11 protein-coding genes are annotated in these 21667 nt (G+C 67.7%); 7 read left to right on the top strand and 4 right to left on the bottom strand.

The window, feature by feature from the left end; genetic code table 11:
- Positions 1–16 precede the first annotated feature (16 nt).
- From gltB to AC52GN_RS12630, 4 genes are all read right to left on the bottom strand, one after another.
- Positions 17–4543 carry a glutamate synthase large subunit gene (gltB, locus tag AC52GN_RS12645; protein WP_496527317.1) on the bottom strand — a complete coding sequence of 1509 codons (4527 nt, stop codon included), beginning with the start codon at positions 4541–4543 and terminating at the stop codon, positions 17–19.
- Positions 4540–5973, bottom strand: coding sequence for an NAD(P)-dependent oxidoreductase (locus tag AC52GN_RS12640; RefSeq protein ID WP_496527316.1), 1434 nt, complete (start codon positions 5971–5973; stop codon positions 4540–4542). The genes gltB and AC52GN_RS12640 overlap by 4 nt, the downstream gene beginning before the upstream one ends.
- Positions 5974–6190: 217 nt before the next feature.
- The gene (locus AC52GN_RS12635) at positions 6191–7489 is read right to left on the bottom strand and encodes a sigma-54-dependent transcriptional regulator (protein WP_496528811.1); all 1299 of its coding nucleotides are present in this window, start codon (positions 7487–7489) and stop codon (positions 6191–6193) included.
- A 31-nt stretch (positions 7490–7520) separates the two neighbouring features.
- Positions 7521–9278: a sensor histidine kinase gene (locus AC52GN_RS12630; RefSeq protein WP_496527315.1), complete on the bottom strand. Its 1758-nt coding sequence runs from the start codon at positions 9276–9278 to the stop codon at positions 7521–7523.
- 309 nt (positions 9279–9587) lie between these two features.
- On the opposite strand from AC52GN_RS12630, the gene AC52GN_RS12625 reads away from it, so the two are divergent.
- From AC52GN_RS12625 to AC52GN_RS12595, 7 genes are all read left to right on the top strand, one after another.
- On the top strand, positions 9588–10871 hold the full coding sequence (locus AC52GN_RS12625; RefSeq protein WP_496527314.1) for an MFS transporter: 1284 nt from the start codon (positions 9588–9590) through the stop codon (positions 10869–10871).
- Between the two features lie 111 nt (positions 10872–10982).
- The gene (locus AC52GN_RS12620; RefSeq protein WP_496527313.1) at positions 10983–13493 is read left to right on the top strand and encodes a TonB-dependent receptor plug domain-containing protein; all 2511 of its coding nucleotides are present in this window, start codon (positions 10983–10985) and stop codon (positions 13491–13493) included.
- A 66-nt stretch (positions 13494–13559) separates the two neighbouring features.
- Positions 13560–15722, top strand: a complete 2163-nt coding sequence (locus AC52GN_RS12615; protein ID WP_496527312.1) for an acylase — start codon at positions 13560–13562, stop codon at positions 15720–15722.
- A 72-nt stretch (positions 15723–15794) separates the two neighbouring features.
- Positions 15795–17249, top strand: coding sequence for a CRTAC1 family protein (locus AC52GN_RS12610; RefSeq protein ID WP_496528810.1), 1455 nt, complete (start codon positions 15795–15797; stop codon positions 17247–17249).
- Positions 17250–17474: 225 nt separating this feature from the next.
- Complete coding sequence (dusA, locus tag AC52GN_RS12605; protein WP_496527311.1) at positions 17475–18509, top strand: tRNA dihydrouridine(20/20a) synthase DusA; 1035 nt, start codon at positions 17475–17477, stop codon at positions 18507–18509.
- Positions 18510–18691: 182 nt separating this feature from the next.
- A complete protein-coding gene (locus AC52GN_RS12600) occupies positions 18692–19516 on the top strand; it encodes a sulfite exporter TauE/SafE family protein (protein WP_496527310.1) in 825 nt (274 codons plus the stop codon).
- 98 nt (positions 19517–19614) lie between these two features.
- Positions 19615–21438 carry a methyl-accepting chemotaxis protein gene (locus AC52GN_RS12595; protein ID WP_496527309.1) on the top strand — a complete coding sequence of 608 codons (1824 nt, stop codon included), beginning with the start codon at positions 19615–19617 and terminating at the stop codon, positions 21436–21438.
- The last annotated feature ends 229 nt before the right edge of the window (positions 21439–21667 follow it).

Here is a 21667-nt window from a genome sequence, read left to right as displayed (position 1 = left end):
CGACGGGGGAATGACGTCAGGCCGGTTGGGCCAGCCTGACGTTGGTTTCGGCGGCTTCGGCGGCGAGGACGGTTTTCGGCGCGATCCGGACGAAGCGCGGCGCGTACTTCGGCCAATCCGCCAGGATGCGCTGGGCCAGGGGCGAGGCGGTGGCGCTGGCGTGGGCCTCGATCAGGGTCTTCAGCCGGGAGTCGGCTTCAGCATCGATGCGGCCGATCCCGGCCAGGTCGCCGTTCAGGGCCTGGGCGGCGCGACCGTCGACATCGAGCACGAACAGTTCGCCGCCGCTCATGCCCGCGGCCAGGTTCCAGCCGACCGCGCCGAGCACCACCACCCGGCCGCCGGTCATGTATTCGCAGCCGTGCGCGCCCAGGCCCTCGACCACGGCCTCGGCGCCGGAGTTACGGACGGCGAAGCGTTCGCCCGCCGCGCCCGCCACGAACAGACGGCCTGACGTCGCGCCATACAGGGTGGTGTTGCCGCAGACCTGCTGGTTCTCGCGCCACTCATGGGGGCGGACGTGGATGTCGGCGCCGGACAGGCCCTTGCCGACGTAGTCGTTGACCTCGCCCGTGACGTCGAGGATCAGGCCGCGCGCGCCGAAGGCGCCGAAGCTCTGACCGGCTATGCCTTCCAGCTTCAGCTTCAGACGGCCTTGCGGGCCCTCGGGGCCGAACTTGCGGACGATGGCCGAGGACACGCCGGCGCCGGCCGTGCGCTGGGTGTTGTTCAGCGGATAGGACAGCTCCAGCGTCTGGCCGCGCTCCAGGAAGGCGCCCGCGTCCTTCAGCACCTGGGCGTCCAGGCTCTCGGGGACGGACTGGCGCGCCTTGTCGGCCCAGCGGCCGGGCCGGTCGACGTCGACCTTCATCAGCAGCGGATTGAGGTCCAGGTCGTCCAGATGCGAACCGCCGCGCCGTGTCTGACGCAGCAGGTCGGTACGGCCCACAATTTCATCGATCGTGCGGGCGCCGATGGAGGCCAGGATCTCGCGGACCTCCTCGGCGATGAAGGTGAACAGGTTGACCACCTTCTCCGGCGTGCCGGTGAACTTGGCACGCAGGCGCTCGTCCTGCGAGCAGACGCCGACCGGGCAGGTGTTGGAATGGCACTGGCGCACCATCAGGCAGCCCATGGCGATCAGGCCCGAGGTGCCGATGCCGTATTCCTCGGCCCCCAGCAGGGCGGCCAGGACCACGTCGCGGCCGGTGCGGATGCCGCCGTCGGCACGCAAGGACACGGAGGAACGCAGGTGGTTCAGGCTGAGCACCTGATGGGCTTCGGCCAGACCGATCTCCCACGGCATTCCGGCATGCTTGACCGAGGTCTGGGGCGAGGCGCCCGTGCCGCCGTTGTGGCCGGCGATCAGGATGGCGTCGGCCTTGGCCTTGGCGACCCCGGACGCAATGGCGCCGATGCCGGTGGCCGAGACCAGTTTCACCGTGATCTTGGCGTCGGGGTTGATCGCCTTTAGGTCGTAGATCAGCTGGGCCAGATCCTCGATCGAATAGATATCGTGGTGCGGCGGCGGGCTGATCAGGGTGGTGCCCGGAACGGCGTGGCGCATCCGGCCGATGAACTCGGTGACCTTGAAGCCGGGCAGCTGGCCGCCTTCGCCGGGCTTGGCGCCCTGGGCCACCTTGATCTCGATCTCGCGGCACTGGTTCAGGTATTCGGCGGTGACGCCGAAGCGGCCCGAGGCCACCTGCTTGACCGCCGAGTTGGCGTTGTCGCCGTTCGGACGCGGGACATAGCGCGCCGGGTCCTCGCCGCCCTCGCCGGAGACGGCGCGTGCGCCCATCCGGTTCATGGCGATGTTCAGGGTCTCGTGGGCCTCGGGCGACAGGGCGCCCAGCGACATGGCCTGGGACAGGAATCGGCGGCGGATGTCCGAGACGCTCTCGACCTCGTGCAGCTGGACCGGGGTCAGGCCGTCCTTGAAGTCCAGCAGGTCGCGCAGGGCCAGGTCCGGCTGCTCGCGGACGGCGGCGGAGTATTGCTTGAAGCGCTTGTAGTCGCCGCGGTTCACCGCGTCCTGCAAGAGGTGGATCGTCTTCGCGTCATGGGCGTGGGCCTCGCCGCCCGCACGAATGCGGAAGAAGCCGCCCATCGAGGGGGAAGGCACGGCCGCGCCGAAGGCGACCGAGTGACGCTTGAGCGCGGCCTGCTCCAGACCGGCCAGACCGATGCCGGAGATGCGCGACGGGGCGCCGGGGAAGAACTCGGCGGCCAGAGCCCGCGACAGGCCCAGGACCTCGAACTCGCAGCCGCCGCGATAGGCGGAGATGATGCTGATGCCCTTGCGCGCCAGGACCTTGAGCAGACCGGCCTCGATGCCGTGCTTGTAGTTCAGGCAGGCGTCGTGGAGCGTCAGGCCCGGATAGGCGCCGCGATCCAGACGCTCCTGGAACAGTTCCTGCGCCAGCCACGGGTTGACGGCGGTGGCGCCGACCCCGACCAGAACGGCGAAGGCATGGGGGTCCAGGGTCTCGGCCGAACGCACGACCAGAGAGCAATAGGTGCGCAGGCCCGCCGCGATCAGGCGGCCGTGGGTCCCGGCGGTGGCCAGGATCATCGGCGCGGCCAGACGCTCGGCCGAGGCGTGCTCGTCGGTCAGGACGATCAGGGTGGCGCCGTCGCGGGCGGCGGCCTCGGCCTCGTCGCGGATGCGGTCGAGCGCCTGACGCAGGCCGGCGCCGGGGCGGTCGCCTTCGGCCGGGACGGGATAGGTGCAGTCGATCACCGTGGTCGAGCCGTCGGCGACGACGCCCAGCAGGCGCTGGTACATGCCGGTGGTCAGGACCGGGCTGTCCAGCACGAAGACCTCGGTCTGGGCCTCGTCCTGGGCCAGGATGTTGCCGAGGTTCTTGAAGCGGGTCTTCAGGCTCATGGCCCCGGCTTCGCGCAGGGGGTCGATGGGTGGGTTGGTGACCTGGCTGAAGTTCTGGCGGAAATAGTGCGCCAGCGGGCGCGGCAGGCTGGACAGGACGGCGGGCGGGGCGTCGTCGCCCATGGACCCCACGGCCTCCTTGCCGTCGCGGACCAGAGCGTCCAGCAGCAGGTCCAGGTCCTCGCGGCTGAAACCGGCGGCGATCTGGCGACGGATCAGGGCCTCGCCGGTGGCGGCGCGCGGCTCGGGTCCGGGCCCGATGATCGGCTCCAGATCGACCATGTTGTCCAGCCAGTCCGAATAGGGCTGGGCGGCGGCCAGGGCGTCGACGGCCTCATGCTCGTCGTAGATGCGGCCGTGCTTCAGATCGACGGCGATCAGCTTGCCGGGGCCGATATGCAGGCGGCGCTTGATGCGGCCCTCGGGCAGGGGGACCAGACCGGCCTCCGAGCCCGCCAGCAGCAGGCCGTCCACGGTCTCGACGGCGCGCAAGGGGCGCAGGCCGTTGCGGTCCTTGCCCGCCACGACCCAGCGACCGTCGACGGCGCACAGGGCGGCGGGGCCGTCCCACGGCTCCATCACCGCGTTGCAATAGGCGTAGAGGGCGCGGTGCTCGGGCTTCATCACCACGTCGTCCGAGGACCAGGCTTCGGGGACCAGCAGGGCCTTGGCCAGGGGGGCGGGCCGCCCGGCGCGGACCAGAACCTCGAAGACATTGTCCAGGGCCGCCGAGTCCGAGCCGCCGGGCTGGACCACCGGCTTGACCTCCTGGTCGCGGTCGCCGAAGGCCGAGGCCGCCATGCGGATCTCGTGGCTGCGCATCCAGTTCAGATTGCCCTGAAGCGTGTTGATCTCGCCGTTGTGGGCCAGCATGCGGAAGGGCTGGGCCAGCTTCCATTCGGGGAATGTGTTGGTCGAGTAGCGCTGGTGGAAGACGGCGTAGCCGGCCTCGACCGTGGGGTCGTTCAGGTCGTGATAAAGCTGGCCCAGCAGCTCGGCGCGGACCATGCCCTTGTAGACGATGGAGCGGGCCGACAGGGAGCACAGATAGAAGCCGTTCAGGCCCGACGACTGGACCGCCTTTTCGATGCGACGGCGGCACAGGAAGAGCTCGCGCTCCAGCGCCTCGCCGTCCAGGCCCTCGGGCGCGGCCAGCATGATCTGCTCGATCTCGGGCCGGGTGGCGTCGGCGCGGACGCCCACGACCGACAGGTCCATCGGCGTCTGACGCCAGCCGTAGATGTAGAAGCCCGAGCGGATAGCCTCGGCCTCGACGATAGCGCGGGCGTGGTCCTGGGCGCCCAGGTCGGTGCGCGGCAGGAAGACCTGACCCACGGCGATGGGGCCGGGGCGCAGGGTCTGGCCGACGGCGCGCACCTGGGCCGCGAAGAAGGCCTGGGGCAGTTCGATCATGACCCCGGCGCCGTCGCCGGACAGGCCGTCGGCGTCGACCGCGCCGCGGTGGGCCACAGCCTTCAGCGACTTGATCGCCATCTCGACGATCTCGCGGCGCGGCTTGCCGTCGATGGCGCAGACCAGACCCACGCCGCAGGCGTCGCGTTCCGAGGACGGATCATAGGCGCCGCCTTCGATCAGGCGGGCGCGGTTCTCGTCGTACTGGGCCAGCCAGTTCTGTTGCGATGCGTTGGTCATGCTGCGGCTTCCTCGGTACGCGCGCGCAGGTAACGGTCGATCTCAGCCGCAGCGTCCTGGCCGTCGCGCACGGCCCAGACAACCAGAGAGGCGCCGCGAACGGCGTCCCCGGCGGCGAACACGCCGGGCAGGGTGGTGGCGAACCCGCCGCGCGCCACCTGCAGGGTGTTCCATTTGGTCAGGCCGAGGCCCGCGTCGAGCTGTTCGGCGAAGGCCTCCGGCTCGAAGCCGAGGGCCTCGATCACCAGATCGGCGGGCAGGTCGAAGTCCGAGCCGGGAACGGGGGCGATGTCGCGCCGCCCTGCGGCGGAAGCTTCGGTCAGGGCCATGCGCTGGGCGCGCACTGCGACGACGGCCTCGCCCTTGGACATCAGGGCCTTGGGCGCGCCCAGCCATTCGAAGCGGACGCCTTCCTCCTCGGCGTTCTGCACCTCGCGGGCCGAGCCGGGCATGTTCTCGCGGTCGCGGCGATACAGGCAGACGACGCTGGCGGCGCCCTGGCGGACGGCGGTGCGGACGCAGTCCATGGCCGTGTCGCCGCCGCCGACGACCACCACGTTGCGACCGGCCGCATGGGGCGCAGAGGCATCGGCGGCGTCGCCGCAGTCGACGCGGTTCTGGGCGATCAGGAAGTCGAGCGCGGCGACGGTGTCGTTCGGACCGCGACCGGGAACGCTCAGGGTGCGGGCCTGATAGACGCCCATGGCCAGAAGGACGGCGTCGTGGCGCGCGCGCAGCTCGTCCATCGTCACATCGACGCCGACATTGGTATTCAGCATGAACTCGACCCCGCTTTCGATCAGGCGGTCGACGCGGCGCTGGACGATGCGCTTCTCCAGCTTGAAGCCGGGGATGCCGTAGGTCAGCAGGCCGCCGGCGCGGTCGTGGCGGTCATAGACGACGACGGCGTAGCCTTCGCTGCGCAGGCGATCGGCGGCGGCCAGACCGGCGGGGCCGGAGCCGACGATGGCCACGCTCTGGCCGCGTTCGGCCAGGGGACGGATGGGCTCGACCCAGCCGTTGTCGAAGGCCGCGTCGGCGACCCAGGCCTCGACCGAACCGATGGTGACGCCGTCCCAGCCGGACTGCTGCAGGGTGCAGGCGCCTTCGCACAGACGGTCCTGCGGACAGATGCGGCCGCAGATTTCGGGCATGGTCGAGGTGGCCGAGGCGATGCGCCAGGCCTCGCGCAGGTCGCCGTCCGCCGACAACGCCAGCCAGTCGGGGATGTTGTTCTGAAGCGGACAGGCGTTCTGGCAGAACGGCACGCCGCAGTCGGTGCAGCGCGACGCCTGGGCCGTACCGCGCTCGGCGGTCGGTTTGAGCGTGATCTCCGTGAAGGCGCGTACGCGCTGCTCGGCCGGCTGTTTCTCAAGCCGCCGCTGTTCAATCAGGAAACCGCCTGGGTTGGATCGTCCGCCTTTTTGCATCCGCTCATTAAACGGTGTGGCGAGGCGACTGACAAAATATTTTTTCTCAATCTGGCCAAAAATGTAATCAACTGGAAGATTTTTTCTCTAGCTTGCTATTTTCTGGTGTCAATGGGTCTTTCTGTGGTGTGCGATGCGGTGGGTTTTGTGAGCGTCGGTCAGGGCGCGCAACGCGTCTCGCCGGAGCGTATCCCACGAAGCGGTCGCGAAAGTCGGGCTAGCGATAGTCCGCCGGATCGATGTTGAGGCGCTTGAACTTGCCGTAAAGCGTCTTCCTGGGCGTCGCCAGGCGGGCGATGACCTCGGAGACGTTGCCCCTGGCGGCCTGCAAGGCTTCGCGGATCAGAGCCGCCTCGAAGGCGTCCACCCGATCCGTGAGACTTTGAGGCGACGGCGTCGCGGCGGGTTCGACGTCCGGGGCGTTGACCAGGGTGCTGAGGGCGAAATTGCGCAACTCCCGCACATTGCCGGGCCAGCTATGCTCCATAAGGTGTCGGCGAATGGGGTCGGATACGGCGTAGGCGTCCATCTCCGTCCCCTGCTTTCGGTCCGCCAGGAAATGCGCGAACAGCGGAAGGATATCCTCTCGTCGTTCGCGCAGCGGGGGCATCCGCAAACGCACGACGTTCAGGCGATAGAACAGGTCGGATCGGAAAGCGCCCTCTCGAGCCGCGCCTTCCAGATCCCGTTTCGAAGCGGCGATGACCCGGATATCGACAGGATAGGGCTCGCCGCCCGGCGTCAGGGTGCGTTCCTCGAGGACGCGCAACAGCTTGACCTGGACGCCGGGGCTCATGCTGTCGATCTCGTCAAGGAACAGCGTGCCCTTGTCCGCCGCCTCGATCCGGCCGACCTGGGCGGTGCGACGATAACCGGAGCCGTCCAGCGTCTGGCCGAACAGCTCGACCTCGGCGAAGTGATCGGGGATGGCGCCGCAGTTGACCGGTATGAAGCTCTTGCCGCGTCGCTTGCTGAGGCGGTGCAGGGTCAGGGCCGCCAGCTCCTTGCCGGTGCCGGTTTCCCCTTCGACCAGAACGTCCAGATCCGATGCGGCGATGCGGGCGATGGCCTCGCGCAGGGCGACCATGGCGGCGCTTTCGCCGATCAGCAGGGCGTTGGCGTGGGCGGCGGCTTCCGTCGCCGCGCGGAGCGCGCGATGCGCCAGGGCGCGGGTCCGATAGTCCTGCGCCTGATTCACGGCGTTGATCAGCCGATCCATGGCGAAGGGTTTGGTCAGGAAATCGAAGGCGCCGTCCTGCAGCGCCTGAACCGCCACCGGAACATCGGCGTGCCCGCTGATCAGAATGACGGGAATCTGCGAATCCAGTTCGCGAATGCGTGAGAACAGCTCCAGTCCGTCCATGCCCGGCATGCGGATGTCGGACACCACCACGCCGCGGAACTGAGGCGTCAGGGCGGCCAGGGCCTGGGCGGCGTCAGGCAGGGCCTGAACGACGATGGATTCAAGATCCAGCGCGTCGACGATCGCGCGCCGCAACTCGGCGTCATCCTCGATGAACAGAACCGAGGGGGAGTTTCCGGAGTCGTCATGCGCGTCTCAATCGAACACGAAACGCAGCGCCGCCCAAGGGCGAAGCCGCCAGGGAAAGGGAGCCGCCGAACTCACGGGCGATGTCTCGGGCGATGCCGAGGCCGAGGCCCAATCCAGTCGGCTTGCTGGTGACGAAAGGCGTGAAGAGGGACCCCGCCAGCTCGGGAGAGACGCCTGGACCGTTGTCGGCGATGACAATGGAAACATCCTCTTCGCCGATCTCCATGACGACGGCGATGGTCGGGTCGGGCCGACCCTGCAAGGCGTCGGTCGCATTCTGGATCAGGTTGATGAAGATCTGCTCCAGCCGCATCTTGTCGGCGCAGACTCGCAGAGTCTCCACAGGCGGGGTCCAGTCCAGGCGAACGCCGGCCGTGCGTAAACGGTCGCCGATCAGCAGCAGGGCGCCGTCCAGCGCCTCGTTCAGGCTGACCTCGTCCACCAGCGGGGTCCGCTTACGTGAAAAGGAGCGCAGCTCCGTCGTGATCCGCGCGACGCGGTCGGTCAGATCGACTATGGACGCCAGATCGTCCTGAACCTTGGCGATGCTGCCGCGCTGCAGATAGCGCGCGCCGTTTTCGGCGAAGGCGCGGATCGCGGCGATCGGCTGGTTGATCTCGTGGGCGACGCCGGCCGTGACCTGGCCGATCAGGCCGAGGCGGTTGGCCTGAGCCAGTTCTTCGCTGGCGGCGCGCCACCGACGGTCGGCCGCGAGGCGCCCTTGTGATTCCTCGCGCAGACGGCGATTGGCGTCGCGCAACTCGCTGGTGCGCGCATCGACTTCCTCCTCCAGGGCCTGACGGGCGCGAACCTGGGCCAGGCGGCCCATGTGGATGCGCCAATAGGCGGCGAAGGCCATGACGGCGGCGGCCAGGACGGCGAAGACGACCAGGCGGGCCTGGAGGTTGGCGCTCCTGTAGGCCGGCTCCAGCGAAGCCACATGCAGCAGGGATGCGCCTTCGATGGCGGCAGCCGTTCTCGACGAACGAAAGCGGCCTTCCGCATCGGCCATGCTCAGGTCCCCGTCTCTATTCTGCATGAACCGGAGCGGCGACAGCGGCAGGGAGGCGAACTGAAGGGCGCTGCGGATGCCCTGATGATCTTCAGGCGTCAGCGGCCGTGTGGCGCGAAATCGCCAGGGGGCGTGGTCGGTGATGATGACGACGCCGCGAGGATCGACGACCAGTGTGTGCTCGGCCGTTCCGCTCCATTGCGCTTCCAGGTCGGCGAAATCGATTTTGACGACGATGACGCCCAGGGTTCGAGCGCCGTCGTCGATCCTGCGGGCGATGAAGAAGCCTGGGCGCCCGGTGACCGAGCCGACCGCAAAGAGTTCGGCCTCCCCATGGGCCATGGCGTTGAGGAAGTAAGGGCGATAGCTGAAATTCTGCCCGACGAAGCTGCCGGGCTCGTTCCAGTTGTTCGCCGCCAGCGTCAGGCCGTTCGGCGCGATGACATAGATGGCGGCCGCGTCGGTCCGCTCCGCCAGCAGCGCCAGCTTGCCGTTCAGGCGCGCCACGGAATCGGGACGGGCGTCGCTGAGCACGGCGTGGACGTCGGGATATTCGCTCAGCACCAGGGGAAGGAGGCGGAATTTCTGGAGGGCGCCGGCCAGTTGACGCGCGCGCTTGTCCGCCTGCTCCGCGGCGGCGGCGTCCGTCGCCAGCCGGGCCTGGCGCGCAGCCCAGTAGGCGCCGCTCCAGACCGCCAGTCCGCAGCCCAGGATGAGGCTGACCGCCACCAGCGTCAGCATGCGGTGTCGCGGCTGCAGGGCGTTTCGCACGGAACTGTGTGGTTTGCGGGACAAAAGGCGGTCTCACATGGGCGGTTTTCGGCACGCCGGAGCGGCGCGGGATCGGGACGAGACAGGCGTTAAAGTGAAGAGAAACATCGTGTTGTGAAGTTTTCGCGCGACTGCGTTGCCGCCCCGATCATCCCCATGACTATCATTCTTCATCGAGCCGTCGCAGAGCGGTTTAAGGGATTGGGGGCGCGGATATGTCAGATTTGATGAGCCGGGATCACTTCGATTGCAAGAATAGATTCTCCCGGAGTCGGTGATATGTCTTCAATGACTAACGCGCGCCGCCTCAAGAACATCATAGGCGGATCAACAGGCAATCTAGTCGAGTGGTTTGACTGGTATGCCTATGCTGCGTTCGCGCTTTATTTTGCGCCGATATTTTTCCCGAGTGAGGATGGAACGGCCCAACTTCTGGGCGCCGCGGCCGTTTTTGCGGTCGGTTTCCTGATGCGGCCCATCGGCGCCTGGATCATGGGCGTCTACGCCGACAGGCGAGGCCGCAAGGCCGGCCTGACCTTGTCGGTCACCCTGATGTGCGCCGGCTCCCTGCTGATCGGCTGCACGCCGGGGTACGCCCAGATCGGCATCGCCGCGCCGGCCCTGCTGCTGGTCGCCCGGCTGTTGCAGGGCATCAGCGTCGGCGGAGAATACGGTTCTTCGGCCACCTACCTGTCCGAGATGGCGACGGCCAAGAACCGCGGCTTCTGGTCCAGTTTCCAGTATGTGACCCTGATCTCGGGCCAGCTTCTGGCCCTGCTGTTGCTCATCGTCCTGCAGGCGACGATGACGGATGAGGCGCTGAGCGCCTGGGGCTGGCGCATTCCCTTCTTCGTCGGGGCGGGCCTGGCCGTGGTGGTGTTCTGGCTGCGCCGGGGTCTGGATGAGACCAACGCCTTCAAGGCGGAAGACACCCGCGCCGCGCCGAAATCCAGCGCCATGCTGCTGATCCTCAAGCACCCGAAGGAAGCGCTTCTGGTGATGGGGCTGACGGCCGGCGGCACGCTCGCCTTCTATACGTACACCACCTATCTGCAGAAGTTCCTGGTCAACACGTCGGGCTTTTCCAAGGACGCGGCCACCCAGATCAGCGCTGCGGCCCTCCTGGTCTTCATGCTGCTGCAGCCCGTCGTCGGAGCCTTGTCGGACCGGATCGGGCGGCGGCCGGTGATGATCGCCTTCGGCGTGCTGGGCGTGCTGTTCACCGTGCCGATCATGTCGGCCCTGGCCACGGTGAACAGCGCGCCGGCGGCCTTCGCCCTGGCTCTTGCGGCCCTCGTGATCGTGTCCGGCTACACCGCCATCAACGCCGTGGTGAAGGCCGAACTGTTCCCGGCGCATGTGCGGGCCCTGGGCGTGGCCCTGCCTTACGCCATCGCCAACGCTCTGTTCGGCGGCACGGCCGAGTACGCCGCTCTGTGGTTCAAGTCACAGAATAACGAGAGCGCCTACTTTTGGTACGTGACGGTCATGATCGGCATATCGCTCATCGTTTTTGTTTTCATGAGGGATACTAAACATAAGACCATGATTACTCACGATTGAAATCAGTATTAGCGAGCGTAATCACAAAACCCGGCTGCGCAGCGAGGGGCTGTAACGCAGGTCTGGAGTGGGAGGGACTGAGCGATGATTAGGGATTTCAGTGAAGTTGGCTTGAAAGCGGCGAGCCTGGCGTCAGCCAGTCTGCTCAGCCTGACGGCGGGGACGGCGTTCGCTCAGGAACGAGCGCAGCCTGAAACCGCCGAGGCCGCGCGGGTGGACGACATCATCGTCACCGGCGTGCGCGGAGCGCCGCGCACGGCGATCGAGAGCCCGACGCCCATCGACGTGTTCAACGCCGAACAGTTGCAGCAGGGGGCTCAGACCGGCGTGTTCGAGTCGGTGCGTTATCTGGTGCCGTCCTTCAACCTGCCGGCGCGATCAGGCGGCGGCAGCTCCACCGTCATCGCCACCGGGGCGCTGCGAGGCCTGAACCCGGACCAGACGCTGGTGCTGGTCAATGGGAAGCGTCGTCACCGGACGGCGCTGATCAATTCGGTTTCGACGCTCTACAACGGCTCGGTCGGGGTCGACCTGAACATGATCCCGTCCAGCGCCATCGCCCGGGTCGAGGTGCTCCGCGACGGGGCCGCCGCCCAGTACGGTTCGGACGCCGTGGCGGGCGTCATCAACGTCATGCTGAACTCCAGCGCCCAGGGCGGCAGCGTCTCGGTCGCCCATGGTCGAAACTTCGACCGCAATGACGGCCGCTATGTGAACCTGGACGCCAACCTCGGTCTGGCGCTGGGCGAGGACGGCTTCCTGAACCTGTCGTACAGCTTCATGGATCGCGGCGCGTCGAACCGGGCGGAGCGCATCGCCGATTCCGTGCGCCTGTATCCGCTGTTGCCCGACGGTTCGCTCGACCCGCGCGAAGCGATCATCGACCGGATGGTGACGACCAACTACGGCACCATGCCTCAGGTCTCCAACGTCTTCGGGGCGAATGCGGCCTATACGGTCAGCAACGATCTCGAACTCTACGCCTTCGGCACCTACGGTCAGCGCAAGTCCGACCTGAGCTGGACGTGGCGGCCGCCCACCAACATCACCGTCCTGCCCGAGATCGCGCCGGACGGCCTGCGCACCCTGACCGTCATCAAGGACAAGGACTATGAGGCGGTCGTCGGCGCCCGTGGCGCTCTGGCCGGCTGGGATTGGGACCTGTCGACGGGCTACGGCTCGAACGTTTCGGACTGGGAGAACTACAGCCTGAACGCCAGCCTGGGGCCGAGCAGTCCGCGTCATTTCTACATCGGACAATTGGCGTCGGCCGAGTGGGTCAATGCGCTGGATGTGACGCGCGGCTTCACGCTCGAGAACGCCGGCGAGTTGCAGGTGTCCTTCGGCCTGCAACACCGCTGGGAGAACTACACGATCGAGCAGGGGGACGAGGCGAGCTGGATCCAGGGCGATTACGTCCGTCCGCCGGGCCAGCCGTTCGCGGGCCAGCCCCTGCCTCCCGGCACGCAGTCCACGCCGGGGTTCCGGCCTGAAGACGAGGCCGACGTCAGCCGCAACAACTACAGCGTCTATGGCGAACTGGGCTGGAACCCGACTGAGCGGTTCTATCTCGGCGGGGCCGTGCGCTACGAGAATTTCGACGACTCGGCCGGCGACACCACCATCTACAAGATCAGCAGCCGGTATGAGTTGAACGACTGGGCCGCGCTGCGGGCTTCGTTCAACACGGGCTTCCGCGCTCCCAGCCTGGCGCAGCAGGCCTATTCCGCCACCACCAGCCAGTTGCGCGACATCCGGGGCACCGGGGTGGCCGAGTCCCTGCGGTTGAAGAACTTCCAGGTCAATTCGCCGGAGGCGATCGCCCTGGGCGCGAAGCCGCTGACGCCGGAAATGTCGGAGAACCTGAGCGTGGGCTTCACCCTGACGCCCTTCTCAAACTTCGTCCTGACGTTTGACGCCTATCAGATCGACGTCGCCGATCGCATCGCCGTCACCACGACCTTCTCGCCGATCGATACGCGTCTGTCGGCGGACGGGGTGACGACTATCGGCGAACAGCTTCAGGCCATCATGGTGGCCAACGGCCTGTCGCCGGATGTCAGCGGTCAATACTACACCAACGCCATCGACACGCGGACGCGCGGCTTCGACGTCGTGGCGACCTACAAATACGGCACGGTCGGTTTCGGCGATTTCGATTTCAGCTTTGGCTACAATCAGAACGAAACCGAGATCACCGGCATCATCGACAATCCGCCGGAGCTGGCGGCGCTGGGCGATATCGTCATCTTCGACCGCAGCAAGCAGGCGGCGCTGACGGAATCCTTGCCGAAATCCAAGATCTCGCTCAACGGCGGTTGGACGCTGGATCGGCTCAGCGCCAACCTGCGTCTGACGCGGTTCGGCGAATACACCACGCGACACTCGTCCAATCCGGCATTGGACCGCGAGATCGAAGCCGCCTGGATCACCGATCTTCAGGTCAACTACGACGTGACGGACGCCGTTCGCCTGACGCTGGGCGCCAACAACATCTTCAACGTCTACCCGACCAAGATTCAGGAGCCGTCGGCCGACCTGGGCAATGGGATGTACAGCGGGCTTGCGCCGTTCGGCTTCACCGGCGGATCCTGGTTCGTACGCGCCGCCTACAAGTGGTGATCTAGGGGAACGTTCCGGGGGCGTCGCTGCAACGGCGTCTCCGGATCTGGGTGAGAGGGGAGATCCATGCTGAGAGTTCTGCACCGGGCGACGTCCGCACTGGTTATGGCGACTGTGATCGGCCTTGCGCCCGGCGTCGCCCTTGCGCTGGCCGAGCCGACCTCGACGCCGCAGGCGCCGATTGCGGCCTATAAACCGAGAAGCAATGAGATCCTGTGGGACGGCTACGGCGTCCCGCACATCTACGGCGTCGACGCGCCCTCCGCCTTCTACGGCTACGGCTGGGCCCAGGCGCGCAGCCACGGCGACAATATCCTGCGCCTGTATGGAGAAGCGCGGGGCAAGGGGGCCGAATACTGGGGCCCGGATTACGAACAGACGACCGTCTGGCTGCTGACCAACGGCGTGCCGGAGCGCGCCCAGCAGTGGTATGCGCAGCAGTCGCCTGATTTCCGCGCCAACCTCGACGCCTTCGCGGCGGGCATCAACGCCTATGCGCAGCAGAACCCCGACGACATCTCGCCCGAGGTGCGGCAGGTGCTGCCGGTCTCCGGCGCCGACGTGGTGGCCCACGCCCATCGCCTGATGAACTTCCTCTATGTCGCGTCGCCCGGCCGCACCCTGGGCGAGGGCGATCCGCCGGACCTGGCCGATCAGGGGTCCAACTCCTGGGCTGTGGCGCCGGGCAAGACGGCGAACGGGAACGCCCTGCTGCTGCAGAACCCGCACCTGTCCTGGACGACGGACTACTTCACCTACTACGAGGCGCATCTCGTCACGCCGGACTTCGAAATCTATGGCGCGACCCAGATCGGCCTGCCGGTCATCCGCTTCGCTTTCAACCAGCGGATGGGCATCACCAATACCGTCAACGGCATGGTGGGGGCCACCAACTATCGGCTGACGCTTCAGGACGGCGGCTATCTGTATGACGGTCAGGTGCGGCCGTTCGAGCGGCGTCAGGCTTCGTATCGCCTACGTCAGGCGGACGGGTCGACGATCGACAAGCCGTTGGAGATCCGCTCCAGCGTCCATGGCCCGGTCTTCGAGCGCGCGGACGGCACGGCCGTCGCCGTTCGGGTCGCCGGCCTGGATCGGCCGGGCATGCTCGAGCAGTATTTCGACATGATCACGGCCGACAGCTTCGACGACTACGAAGCCGCTATGGCGCGGATGCAGGTGCCGACCTTCAACATCGTCTACGCCGACCGCGAAGGGACCATCAACTACAGCTTCAACGGCGTGGCGCCCAAACGGGCCGAGGGCGACATCGCCTTCTGGCAGGGGCTCGTGCCGGGCGATTCCTCGCGTTACCTGTGGACCGAGACACACCCGCTGGACGATCTGCCGCGCGTCACCAATCCGCCGGGCGGCTTCGTGCAGAACTCCAATGATCCGCCGTGGACGCCGACCTGGCCCGTCACCTACACGCCCAGGGACTTCCCCTCCTATCTGGCGCCCCAGACGCCGCACTCCCTGCGCGCTCAGCAAAGCGTGCGTCTGATGTCCGAGAACGACGACCTGACGCTGGAGCGCTTCATGGCGCTGCAGCTGAGCCACCGCGCCGTCATGGCCGACCGCACCTTGCCGGACCTGATCCCGGCCGCCCTGATCGACCCCGATCCCGAGGTCCAGGCGGCGGCGCGCCTGCTGGCGGCGTGGGATCGCGAGTTCACCAGCGACAGCCGCGCCGCCCTGCTGTTCGAGGAATGGGCGCGTCTGTTCGCCGGCCAGAATTTCGCCGGCCAGGCGGGTTTCGCCACGCCCTGGTCGCTGGATAAGCCGGTCAGCACCCCCTACGGCGTCCGCGACCCCAAGGCCGCCGTCGATCAACTGCGGACCGCCATCGCCAACACCAAGCGCAAATACGGCGCGATCGACCGGCCGTTCGGCGACGCCTCGCGCATGATCCTGAACGATGTGAATGTTCCGGGCGCCGCCGGCTACGGCAACCTGGGTTCCTTCCGGGTCTTCACCTGGTCCGATCCTGACGAAAACGGGGTTCGCACGCCCGTCCACGGCGAGACGTGGGTGGCGATGATCGAGTTCTCCACGCCGGTGCGGGCCTATGGCCTGATGAGCTACGGCAACTCTCGCCAGCCGGGCACGACGCACTACAGCGATCAGATCGAACGCGTGTCGCGCGCCGACTTCCGCGAACTGTTGCTGCGGCGAGAGCAGGTCGAGGCCGCCGTCCAGGAACGCACGCCCTTCAACTTCAAGCCATGAAAGGCCTGACCATGACACGACGGATTGGGTATTCGGCGGGCGCGGCGTCGCTGGCGCTGATGGTCGCCGCCTCTGGAGCGGCGGCGGGCGAGCCGGCCTTCACTTCGGTTCAGGTCGAGGGCTTTTCGGTACCGGGCGCTCTGTCGAACGCCTGGGCCGACTTCGACAACGACGGCGACCTGGACCTGGCCGTCTCCTGGAAGAGCGGCGAAGTTCGCCTCTATCGCAACGACGGCGGCGCTTTCGTCAACATCGGCCCGGAGATGGGCCTGCCGACCTCGGGCATCGAGATCTCGGGGGCTGAGCTGGGGCGACTTCGACGGCGACGGGTTCGTCGACCTGATGGGCGGATCGAACGTCATGGGCGATCGCGCGGCCAATCGCTCCTTCGTCTGGCGCAACGACGGCGGTCTGCGTTTTGTGGAGCAGGCCGAGACGCTGGGCCTTGTCGTGCCGGGGCGGATGAGCCGCCAGGCCAACTGGATCGACTACGACAACGACGGCGCGCTGGACTTCTATGCGGCGGACCGCGCAGGGCCGAACCAGCTCTTCCGCAATCAGGACGGCCGTTTCGTTCCGGTGATGGGGGAGGGCGGCGTCAATGACGTTCGCGCCACCGTCGGGGCCTGTTGGCTGGACTATGACCGCGACGGCGACCTGGACCTGTTCCTGGCCAACCAGTCCGGCTCCACCGACGCCTTGTGGCGCAATGACGGGGGCAGCTTCGTCGATGTGGCGCCGGCCCTGGGCATGGATCAGGCTGGGCGGGATCGCAGCACGGGCGGCGTCGGTTGCGCGGTCGGCGACTATGACAACGACGGGAACCTCGACCTCTTCGTCGCCGTCTATGGCGCGGACCTGCTGTACCGCAATAATGGCGACGGGACGTTTTCCGAAGTCGCGGCCCAGGCTGGGCTGGACCACGGCGGCCACGCCGTGGCGGCGGCCTGGGGCGACTACGACAATGACGGCTGGCTGGACCTCTTCGTCACCCATTATGAAGGCGAGCCGGGCAAGCAGATTCCCGTCAATCTGCTCTACCGCAATCTCGGCGACGGCCGGTTTGAACAGGTCCTGACCCGCGAGAGCCTGTTGAACGCCGGCGATCACGGCGTCGAATGGATCGACTACGACAACGACGGCGCGTTGGACCTATCGCTGACCGACGGATACGGCGACGAGGGCGGCCACTTCCTTTTCCATAACGACCTGGCTGAGCCGGCCCGCTCACGCAGCCTCAGCGTTCTGGTCCTGGACGAGGGCGGAAAGCGTATTCCGCCAGGCGCGGAAGTGCGGCTGTTTGACCGGGAGGGCCAAATTCTCGGAACCCGGCAGGTCTCGACGGGGGGCGGCTATAACGCCCAAAGCGCCGGTCCCGTGCATTTCGGCCTGGCCAGGATGCAGCCGGTTCGGGTCGAGGTCAGCTATATGGGCGGCAAGCGGGTCGTGATCGAAGATGTCGATCCTCAAGCCTTCACCGGCCGGCGATTGGCCGTGACGCCGGCGGGCCTGCTGAAACAGCCATAGGCCTGCCGTTGCGATCACGAAGCGGCTGATAAGCGCCCCCTTCGCCGTCGCCGAGATCGGCCCTCGGCCTTGGTCGCACGCGCGTCATCGCGTTTGCGGAAGGTCTCGCCTATATAGCGACCCTTCCGTGTCGTGCGGATCGGCCACGTTCCTGACGGGAGTTTCGAGTACGTCGTCGTTTCGCGTGCGCTCCGTGTGCGCCAGTGTTTTGATCTTTCTAGACAAATGACGATAAAACAACCGCATAGGCTATCCGTCGCGCCCATGATGGACTGGACCGACCGCAATTGTCGGGCGTTTCATCGTGCGCTGAGCGCGCGCGCCCTGCTCTATACGGAGATGGTCACGGCGCTGGCGGTGATCCACGGCGATCGCGACCGCCTGCTGGGCTTCGACGCGGTCGAGCATCCGGTGGCGCTGCAACTGGGCGGGTCGGACCCGGCGCAGCTGGCCGAGGCGGCGAAGATCGGCGAGGCCTATGGCTATGACGAGATCAATCTGAACGTCGGCTGTCCGTCGGACCGGGTGCAGTCGGGCCGGTTCGGCGCCTGTCTGATGCGCGAGCCGGAGCTGGTGGCCGACTGCATGGCGGCGATCAGGGAAGCCGTCAGCGTCCCGGCCACCGTCAAATGCCGCATCGGCGTCGATGATCAGGACCCGGAGGTCAGCCTGTTCGCCACGGTCGACGACTCGGCGGCGGTGGGGATCGACAGCTTCGTCGTCCACGCGCGCAAGGCGTGGCTGAAGGGGCTGTCGCCCAAGGAGAACCGCGACGTGCCGCCGCTGGACTATGCGCTGGTGCGGCGGTTGAAGCGCGAGCGGCCGCATCTGACCATCTGCATCAACGGCGGGATCGGCGATCTGGATCAGGCTGAGGCGCATCTGAAGGCCGACGACGGGGTGCAGCTGGACGGCGTCATGCTGGGCCGCGCCGCCTATCACGAGCCGGCGCTGATGGGACAGGTGGATCGCCGCATCTTCGGCGAGTCGACGCCCGACGTGGACGTGTTCGGGGCGCTGGAGCGTTACCGCCCCTATATGGCTGCGCGGCTCGACGAGGGCGCCAATCTGGCGAGCATGACCCGGCACATGCTGGGCCTGATGCACGGCCGGGCCGGCGCGCGCGCCTTCCGTCGCATCCTGACCGTCGAGGGCGTGAAGCCCGGCGCGGGGCTGGAGGTCGTGGATCGCGCGGTCGAGGCCGTGCGCGAGGCCGAGGCGCGTCGGGCTCGGCTGGGCGAGACCGACGAAGCCGCCTGAACCTCAATTTCCGTCATTTTCCGGCAAGCCGAGAAGCGGCGCTGAACGGGGAACCTAGCGGCGCCCGGAGGGCGACCTTCACGCGCCGCGCCCCCGGTCTCGCCCTGCTCGCCGGGGGATGACGAAGGCCAGGGGGCCTTTCCGGTGATGACGCTGGCGGGTTGTACCGCTATGCCCAAGCTATGAGCGCGCTCCCCCTGTCCGAAATCGCCCTGATGCTCGCCGCCCTGGCTGGAGCCGGCGCGATCGCGGGCGTGATCGGCGGCCTGTTCGGCGTCGGCGGCGGGACGGTGCTGGTGCCGGCGCTGTTCTACGCCTTCTCGGTGCTGGGCGTGGGGGGCGAAAGCAATCTGCACGTCGCCATCGGCACCTCGCTGCTGACCATCGTCGCCACCTCGCTTCGGTCCCTGGCCACGCACCGCGCGCATGGGGCGGTGGACGAAACGGTCTTGAAGACCTGGACGCCCTGGGTGGCGTTCGGCGGCCTGGTCGGGGCGGCGATCGCCGGCTTCACCTCGATGGAGGGGCTGGCCGTCGTCTACGGCGCCTGCCTGCTGCTGGTCGCGACGCAGATGGGATTGACGCCCGAGCGGTTCACCCTGCGAAAGGACCTGCCCACGGGCTGGGGGCGGCGCGGCGTGGGCACGGGCATCGGCCTGCTGTCGGCCATGATGGGCGTCGGCGGGGGCAGTCTGGGCGGCATGACCATGACCCTGTGCGGGCGGCCGATCCATCAGGCGGTGGCGACGGCCTCGGGCTTCGGCCTGGCCATCGGGGCGGCGGCGGCCCTTGGCTTCATCGTCTTCGGCTGGGATGCGCCGGGGCGGCCGCCCTTGTCGCTGGGCTACGTCAATGTGCCGGCGGCCGTCATCATGGGGCTGCTGACGGCGCTGACGGCGCCCTATGGGGCGCGGCTGGCGCACCGGCTGGACCGCAAGATCCTGCGCCGAGCCTTCGCCGTCTATCTGCTGCTGACCGCCCTGTCGGTGGTCCTGAAGGCGCTGTGACCGCGATTAAGTAGATGCCCGCAGGCGGGCGCTAACACTTTGCGAACAGGCGCAGGTTAGGAGCGGTGCTGAACCTCCCTCCCCCGAGCCTTGAAGTCATGCTGCAGAACCTGTCCGTCCCCAAGAAGCTGATCCTGTCCTTCATGGCGGTGATCGCGGCGTGCGGGGCGGCCACCCTGATCGTCCTGTGGTGCGTGGCGTCCCTGCAGCGCGCCGATGCGGCGGACCTGACCTCGCGCGAGGTGATGAAGGCGTCGGACCGTTTGATGGCCGCCGCCGTCGAGCAGCAGAACGCCATGCGCGGTTACGTCGCCAATCGCGACCCCGGCTTCGTCGAGGCCTTCAACCAGGGCGGCGCCGATGTGAAGGCGCGGATGGCGGACCTGGCTGCGTCCGACGTCGAGGGCGCCTACGCCGGCGAGCAGCAGAGCCTGATCGCCGCCGCCGCCGCCTTTGAAAAGAGCGCCTCGGACGTCATGGCCCTGGCGCGCGATCCGGCGACGCAGGGCGCCGCCCTGGCCCAGGTCGCCTCGGCGGCGCGCCTGACCGACATTCGCCAGGCGGTCGGTTCGATCCGCGAGAAGGAGGCCGTTCAGGCCCAGGCGCGCGCCGAAGCCAAGGCCTCCGCCTTCACCCAGGCCTACGTCGCCTTCGCCATCGGCGGGGTGCTGGCGCTGGGCATCGCCATGACGGCGGCCCTGTGGCTGATCGGCGCCTTGAGCCGCCCGGTGGAGGCCATGACCCGCGCCATGGGCCGTCTGGCCGGCGGCGATCTGAACGTCGCCATCCCGGCGGTCGGCCGTCGCGACGAGATCGGCCGTATGGCCGACGCCGTCCTGACCTTCAGGCAGAACGCCGAGGAGAAGGTGCGGCTGGAAGCCGAGGCCGAGGCCGCGCGCCTCGCCGCCGATGCTGAACGCGAGGCCCAGGCCGAGCGCGACGCCGAGGCCGCCCGCCAGCAGGCCCGCGTGGTCGAGGGCGTGGCCAGGGGGCTGGATAAGCTGTCGCACGGCCAGTTGGCCTTCCGTCTCAACGACCCGTTCGCGCCGGAATATGAAGCCCTGCGCGCCGACTTCAACGCGGCGATGGACAAGCTGCAGGGCGTGATGCGGGTGATCGTCGAACGCGCGGCGGCCATCGGCGCCAGCGCCCGCGAGATATCACAGGCTTCCGACGACCTGTCGCGCCGCACCGAACAGCAGGCGGCCAGCCTGGAAGAGACCGCGGCCGCCCTTGAGCAGATCACCGCCACCGTGGCGCGCTCGGCCGAGGGCGCGACGGAGGCGGGCGGCGTGGTGCGCGGCGCCCAGTCGGAAGCGGTCGAAGGACAGGCCGTGGTCGGCCGCGCCATCGCCGCCATGGGCGAGATCGAGCGCTCTTCGTCCGAGATCGGGGCCATCATCGGCGTGATCGACGAGATCGCCTTCCAAACCAATCTGCTGGCGCTGAACGCAGGCGTCGAGGCGGCGCGCGCGGGCGACGCCGGTCGCGGCTTCGCCGTCGTGGCGTCGGAGGTTCGCGCCCTGGCTCAGCGTTCGGCTTCGGCGGCGAAGGAGATCAAGACCTTGATCAACGAGTCGGGCCGCCAGGTCGGGACGGGCGTCGCCCTGGTCGGCGACACCGGCCATGCGCTGGAGCGCATCGCCGGTCAGATCCAGCGCCTGACCGTCATCGCCGAAGAGATCGCCGCCTCCTCGCAGGAGCAGTCCAGCGGTCTGCAGCAGGTCAACATCGCCGTGAACCAGATGGATCAGGTCACGCAACAGAATGCTGCGATGGTCGAACAGTCGACCGCCGCCAGCCACGCCCTGGCCTCCGACGCGGTCGAGCTGGACCGCATGATGGGCCAGTTCGCCCTGGACGACGCTCGCGATCTGGACGCCCGCGGGCGGATGGAAGCCCTGGCGCGAGCCGTGGCTTAAGCGCTGAATTCTCCCTCCCCTTCATGGGGAGGGTGGTCGCGTAGCGGCCGGGTGGGGAGGATGATCCTGACATCCGCCGTCATTCTCGGGCTTGACCCGAGAATCCAGCGCCGCAACGCCTGAACCGTCTTGAGGGTCGATGTGGTCGCCGTCATGCCTGCTGGATTCTCGGGTCAAGCCCGAGAATGACGGCAAGATAGAAGACGCGCTCATCGTCCCGCCGCCCCCA

The sequence above is a fragment of the Brevundimonas sp. SS2672 genome, assembly GCF_059579685.1.
Note: the sequence above shows the minus strand (reverse complement) of the source record. Positions and strands in the feature narration are given on the sequence as shown.